Genomic DNA, 6,546 nt, shown 5'->3' on the forward strand with positions numbered 1-6,546 from the left:
TTTTTGTCAGTTCGACCCAATCGCCGATCAGTGCGATTTACCCAGCGCGGGTTGGTGAATGTCGGTGTCGGCTGCGTCCGTTACCGTGGGTTTGGTCTTGGCGAAAAACACCAGCAGCGCAGCGATGATCGAGGTGCCCGCCAAGCCATACAGCCCGCCCTGAATGGAACCGGTGGTTTGCTCCAGGAAGCCGAAGGTCGTCGGGGCGACGAACCCGCCGAGGTTGCCGATGGAGTTGATCAGGGCGATGACCGCGGCGGCGATCCGGGCATCGAGGTAGCCTTGGGGAATCGGCCAGAACAGCGAAGACGCCGACTTGAACCCAATCGCTGCAAAGCAGATGGCGATAAAGGCGAAGATCGGCCCGCCCGTGGTCGACAGGAACATGCCCGTGGCGGCGATCAGCAGCGCAGCGGCGACCCAGGCCTGCTGGAACTTGAACTTGCCCGACAGTGCGGCGAAGGCATACATGGCCACAATCGAAATCAGCCAGGGAATCGAGTTGTAGAAACCCACCTGAACATCGCTGAGGTCGCCCATCTTTTTGATGATGCCGGGCAGCCAGAAGGTGGCGGCATAGATCGTCAGCTGAATGCAGAAGTACAGGGCGCAAAACAGCATGATCTGACGGTCCTTGAGCAGTTTGCCCAAGGTCGGTTTGACCGTGTGGGCGGCGTCGCGCTCACGTTGTTCGCGCTCGATTTCGTCGACGAGTGCGTCCTGCTCTTCACGGCTCAGCCACTTGGCGTCGTGCGGTTTGGAGTCCAGCCAGAACCAGACGAAGAAGCACAGAAACACCGACGCCATGCCTTCAATGATGTACATCCACTGCCAGCCATGCATGCCCAGGCCGTTGATTTGCAGCAGCATGCCGGACAACGGGCCCGAGATCAGCGAGGCGAATGCCGAGCCACTGAGGAAGATCGCGATGGCTTTACCGCGCTCGACGCCGGGCAACCACCGAGTGAAGTAGTAGATGACGCCCGGGAAGAAACCGGCTTCGGCCACGCCCAGCAGAAACCGCAAGATGTAGAAGTGGGTTTCGTTCTGGATGAAGGCCATCAGCGTGGCGGTAATGCCCCAGGTGAACATGATCCGGGTCAGCCAGAAACGCGCACCGACCTTTTGCAGCAGCATGTTCGAGGGTACTTCGAACAGCGCATAACCAATGAAGAACAAACCTGCACCGAGCCCATACGCCGCGGCACCGATGCCCAGGTCGTGTTCCATGTGGGTGCGGACGAAGCCAATGTTGACGCGGTCGATGTAATTGACGATGAACATGATGACGAAGAGCGGGAGCACATGGCTCTTCACTTTCGAAATGGCGCGCGCCAGGACAGGATTGTCCGGCGAGACGGCAGGTGCGTTGCTTGAGTTGCTCACGGTTCATGACTCCCACTGATTATTGTTATGCGGGTGTGGTGCTGCAGTGTTGTTTTGTGAATTAAGTTGCCAGTCATCATACAAGTGAGATTTTTGAGTCGCAATATGAGTCTTGCGACCAAATGGCTATAAAAACTGGGGGTGTAAGATTTAAATGTGTGTTTTTGACGCGTTTTCAGCGGTTTAAGCTCGATTTTGACTCGGCGTTTCAGTTTTAAAAATGAGTGTTTAGGTCAACATGCAGGCGATGGAGTCGAATAAAACTGCTGAAACAGCTATGTTGTCTGACGTGTTGAGTTGCAAAATCAGCACAACCCCCGTAGCAGCTGGCGCAGCCTGCGTTCGGCCGCGCAGCGGTCGTGAAATCAGACACCACGTTTTTTCAGGTTAACCATGGAGGCAGGATTTACGGCTGCTTCGCACCCGAACGCAGGCTGCGCCAGCTGCTACGGATTGTGTAATGACGGTAGTATTCTGGAGCCTCATTTGAACGGGTCGGACCACATGCAAAACGAATCCAATGGTTCAGGCCGCAAGCGCGCGCCCGGTCTGGCGCACGATATTGTCGCCGAGCTGACTCAACGCATCCTGCTCGGGCAGATCGCGCCCGGTGAAAAACTGCCCTCGGAGTCGACGATTGTTCGTGAGCACGGCGTCAGTCGCACCGTGGTTCGCGAGGCCATCTCCAAGTTGCAGGCATCGGGGCTGGTTGAAACCCGGCATGGCGTGGGAACGTTTGCCCTGGAGCGTGACCAGCATCAGGGTTTTCGCCTGAGCAGCGACACCGCGATCAGCGTGCGGGGGATTCTCGAACTTCGCATGGGGCTGGAGACGCAAGCCGCCGCCCTGGCCGCGAAGCGCCGAACGGACGATCAGCTTGTCCGGATGCGCCAGGCGCTAGACGATTACCAGAGCTCACTGGCCAATAACGACAGCAGCGTTGAGCCTGACGTGCGTTTTCATCGGCTGATTGCCGAAGCCACCGGGAATACGTACTTCACCGACATCATCTATCAGTTGGGTAACTCGGTCATACCTCGCACGCGGATCAATGCGCAGGAACGTGGCAGCACCGATCTGATGAAGCTGGGCCAAGCAGCCAATCTGGAGCACGAAGCGATCTTCAATGCGATTCGCCGACAGGACCCCGACGCGGCCAGAGCGGCCATGCTGCTGCATTTGAGCAATAGCCTGGAGCGTATGGCGGTTGAGTGAGGCAATCTCAGAGCAACGACATTGCCCCTCAAACCAGCAACCGCAGCGTTTCAAACAGCTGTCGATCTTCCTGCTTCGCCGAACGCGCATGGCGCCGAATCACCTGTAACAGGCACTCGGTAAAACACAGCGCCGGATTGCTCAGCGAGCCGTTGCGTCGGGTGACGATGCTCAGCTGTCTCGGTTCGAACTGCTCGGTCAGGTTCAGCGAAACCAAGCGGCCGAGGAAGGGCGGGGCAGTGCTCAGGATGGTCGGGCCCCAGGTGCACATGTCGGCCCGCTCGAGCATCATTTGCAGAATCGCCAGTGAATGGGCGCGCACGATGCGTTTTTCATCAATCTGCGCGTTGTGCCTCCAGAACAGCTCCTGCATCAGCGCATCGTGGCCGTCTGGCGCGTAGTTCAGGGTCCAGTCCTGATCGAGCAATTCGTGAATCGACCGTGCGTTCTGTCGCGGATGACCCTGGCGAACCAGCACCGAGGTCTGGTAATCAAGCAGGGTTTCGCAGGTAAATTCCGGGGTCGCTTGTGCGGGGTGAAGCTGGCCAATGGCGAAGTCCATGCTGCCATCGCGCAGCAGTGGCTGGGCCACCGCCATCAGGCTTTCGAACAATTCCAGCTGGATGTCTGGCATGCGTGCTCGAAAGGCCAATACCACTTCGGGCAAGAAGGTTAGCGCGACCCAGGGCGTGACCCCGACGCAGAGTCGCCCCTGAGCCTTGCCGCGCAGGTGATCGAGTTCGGTCTGCGCATGCTCCAGTTGCTTGAGCACCAGCCGGGCGTGCATCAGCAGCACCTTGCCAAACTCGGTGAAATTCAGGCCACTGGGGGTTCTGACGAACAGCGGTACCTGTTGTTCGGTTTCCAGCTCGCGCAGGGCTTTGGTCACGGCGGCCTGGGACATGTCCAGCGAGCGCGCAGCGGCACGGATGCTGCCGGTCTCGGCGCTGGCGATCAGGGCTTGTAATTGATGCAGTTTCATCTGCTCACCATGGCGACAACTGTTGGTTGTCATCATAACCAAACTGAGCCTCCCCAGCCTACGACCCATTCCCTAAGATCGAATCCAGCAGCGCCCAGGTCGAGTCGCGGGCAGCTGAATAATCTTATCAAGGAGCACACCCATGAATGCTGACCACGTCCTGCCGGGAATCGCTGCGCTGCAGGATGAAATGATCGCCCTGCGTCAGCGTATTCACGCGCACCCCGAGCTTGGGTTTGAAGAGTTCACCACCAGTGAGCTGGTGGCGCAGTGCTTGACGCAGTGGGGGTATGAAGTCAGCAAAGGGGTGGGCAAGACCGGCGTGGTCGGGACCCTGAAAAATGGTCAAGGGCGGTCGCTTGGGCTGCGCGCTGACATGGATGCACTGCCGATTCAGGAAGCCACGGGGTTGCCCTATGCCAGTCGGATCGACGGCGTGATGCATGCCTGCGGCCACGACGGTCATACGGCAACCTTGCTGGCGGCGGCTAAATACCTGGCGCAAACGCGGGATTTCAACGGCACGCTGAATCTGGTTTTCCAGCCGGCCGAAGAAGGCCTGGGCGGTGCACAGAAGATGCTTGAGGACGGGCTGTTCGAACGTTTCCCATGTGATGCGATATTTGCCATGCACAACATACCGGGCTATCCCGCCGGGCAGTTGGGGTTCTACAGCGGGCCGTTCATGGCGTCTGCCGATACCGTCACGATCAAAATCATCGGCACCGGTGGCCATGGCGCGGTGCCGCACAAGGCGATCGACCCGGTGGTGGTCTGCTCGTCGATCGTGATTGCCCTGCAGAGCATTGTCTCGCGCAACGTCAATCCGCAAGAAACGGCGATCATCACCGTGGGTTCGATTCATGCCGGGAAGGTTTCGAATGTGATTCCCGCGTCCGCCGAAATGATCCTGAGCGTGCGCGCGTTGACGCCTGAAGTTCGCCAATTGCTCGAACTCAGAATCACCGAGCTGGTAAACGGGCAGGCGGCGAGTTTCGGCGCGCGGGCCGAAATCGATTATTTCCACTGCCATCCGGTGCTGATCAACGATCCCGAGCAAACCGCATTTGCCCATCAGGTAGCGCGGGAGTGGCTGGGGGAAGGGCAACTGATCGAAGACCTGCGGCCCTTCACCGCCAGCGAGGACTTCGCGTTCATCCTCGAGAAATGCCCCGGCAGTTATCTGGTGATCGGCAATGGCCATGGCAATGGCGATGGCGATGGCAGCTGTTTGCTGCACAATCCCGGTTACGACTTCAATGATGCCTGCCTGCCGATAGGGGCGAGCTATTGGGTGAAGTTGGCCGAGGGTTTTCTGCGTTGAGGCGCACAGTTTTTGAACATCAATATTTTCAAACATCACGGTTGTACAAAAAGCTGTCGGTAACCCGACTCGGCGAACCCCTGGAGGAAAATAACAATGAATAAGATGATCGCGGCGGTTTCACTGGTTTTCATGACGGCATCCGGCCTGGCCGGCGCGGCCGACTGGTCCGGCAAAGTGTTGAGACTGGGTATTGACCCGACGTACCCACCGCTGGAATACAAAAACCAGGATGGCACGCTGACCGGCTTTGGCGTCGACATCGCCGACGCGCTGTGTGCGGAGTTGCACGCCAAATGCGTCTGGGTTGAAAGCAGCTGGGACGGGATGATTCCGGGGCTGCTGGCGCGCAAGTTCGACGCTATCGCTTCGTCGATGACCGTCACCCCCAAGCGTCAGGAGCAGATTGCGTTCAGCGACAAGGTCTCCAACGCGCCGGCACGCCTGGTCATCAAGCGCGGATCGGACCTGCAACCGACCCTCGAGTCGCTCAAAGGCAAGCGCATAGGCGTGGAGCAGGGCTCGACCCAGGAAGCGTTTGCGAAATCGGTCTGGGGCAAGCAGGGCGTAGAGATTCTGTCTTATCAGAATCAGGATCAGGTCTACGCCGACCTCGTGGTAGGGCGGCTCGATGCCTCTTTGCAAGGCTCGATTCAGGCCAGTTACGGGTTTCTGAATAAACCGGCGGGCAAGGACTACGAGTTTGCCGGCGGGACGCTGGACAACCCGGAATTCTTCGGCATCGGTGACGGTATTGGCGTGCGCAAGAATGATGTTGAACTGCGTGAAGACCTGAACAAGGCCCTGGCGACGATTCTTGCTAATGGCACGTACGCGAAGATCAACAAAAAGTACTTCGACTTCGACATCTACGGCGCGAAGTAATCCCCGCTCGATATGTTCCGTAGCAGCTGTCGAGCTTGCGAGGCTGCGTTCGAGGACGAAGTCCTCGCAAATCCGGTGCATACGGTTTGCCTGAAAGAACGCGCTGCCAGACTTTACGACTGCTACGCAGCCGAACGCAGCCTCGCGGGCTCGGCAGCTGCTACGGATTGTGTACTGGCTTGATTCTGATCGTTCCCGCACGGGCGTGTGGGAACGATCAATAGGCGCCGTCGGTTACTTGCCAAGCGCCGCTGCCAGCAGCGGAGCCGCCTGCTCATCCGTCAATGCGGGGAGAATTTCCATGGCCAAAAGGTCACTCCATTCCTTGCTAATGGCACGTACGCGAAGATCAACAAAAAGTACTTCGACTTCGATATTTACGGCGCGAAGTAAACTCAGCTCGGCATCTTGAACGGAGCAGTCGCCCGGGCTAATGCCAGTTAGTTAAGCGAACGCTCGGTTCGAAACAGCAAAGATCAAATGTGGGAGCGAGCTTGCTCGCGATAGCGGTGTGACAGTCAACATTGATGCCGAATGTAAAACCGCTATCGCGAGCAAGCTCGCTCCCACACTGGATTTGCTTCGCTTGCCAGAATTGACTGGCAATCGTTCCCACGGGAGCATGGGAACGATCAATAGACGCCGACGGTTATTTGCCAAGCGCCGCTGCCAGCAGCGGAGCCGCCTGCTCATCCGTCAATGCGGGGAGAATCTCCATGGCCAAAAGGTCACTCCATTCCTTGCTAATGGCACG

At 58.1% G+C, this 6,546-nt stretch carries 6 protein-coding genes and 1 pseudogene; 3 read left to right on the forward strand and 4 right to left on the reverse strand.

Going from position 1 to position 6,546, the window contains the following annotated elements; all coding sequences use genetic code 11:
* Positions 1-27: 27 nt before the first annotated feature.
* On the reverse strand, positions 28-1,386 hold the full coding sequence (locus BK659_RS24075) for an MFS transporter (RefSeq protein ID WP_123427750.1): 1,359 nt from the start codon (positions 1,384-1,386) through the stop codon (positions 28-30).
* 504 nt (positions 1,387-1,890) lie between these two features.
* Here BK659_RS24075 and BK659_RS24080 point away from each other — a divergent pair.
* The gene (locus BK659_RS24080) at positions 1,891-2,601 is read left to right on the forward strand and encodes a FadR/GntR family transcriptional regulator (RefSeq protein ID WP_123427752.1); all 711 of its coding nucleotides are present in this window, start codon (positions 1,891-1,893) and stop codon (positions 2,599-2,601) included.
* 28 nt (positions 2,602-2,629) lie between these two features.
* Here the strand turns inward: BK659_RS24080 and BK659_RS24085 are convergent, their stop codons facing one another.
* The gene (locus BK659_RS24085) at positions 2,630-3,619 is read right to left on the reverse strand and encodes a LysR substrate-binding domain-containing protein (RefSeq protein ID WP_185015464.1); all 990 of its coding nucleotides are present in this window, start codon (positions 3,617-3,619) and stop codon (positions 2,630-2,632) included.
* A gap of 106 nt (positions 3,620-3,725) precedes the next feature.
* Between BK659_RS24085 and BK659_RS24090 the strand changes: the two genes are divergently transcribed.
* Both BK659_RS24090 and BK659_RS24095 read left to right on the forward strand, forming a co-directional pair.
* Complete coding sequence (locus tag BK659_RS24090) at positions 3,726-4,907, forward strand: M20 aminoacylase family protein (protein ID WP_123427756.1); 1,182 nt, start codon at positions 3,726-3,728, stop codon at positions 4,905-4,907.
* Positions 4,908-5,003: 96 nt separating this feature from the next.
* Positions 5,004-5,792, forward strand: a complete 789-nt coding sequence (locus tag BK659_RS24095; RefSeq protein WP_123427758.1) for an ABC transporter substrate-binding protein — start codon at positions 5,004-5,006, stop codon at positions 5,790-5,792.
* Positions 5,793-6,026: 234 nt separating this feature from the next.
* Here BK659_RS24095 and BK659_RS28470 read toward each other — a convergent pair.
* Positions 6,027-6,116 (reverse strand): annotated as a pseudogene (locus BK659_RS28470) (DUF3303 domain-containing protein); the annotation flags it as partial.
* A 325-nt stretch (positions 6,117-6,441) separates the two neighbouring features.
* On the reverse strand, positions 6,442-6,546 hold a 105-nt coding region (locus BK659_RS28185; protein WP_311196707.1), incomplete at its 5' end, for a DUF3303 family protein.

Origin of the sequence: Pseudomonas brassicacearum, assembly GCF_003732225.1 — a bacterium.
Classification (GTDB): Bacteria; Pseudomonadota; Gammaproteobacteria; order Pseudomonadales; family Pseudomonadaceae; genus Aquipseudomonas; species Aquipseudomonas brassicacearum_E.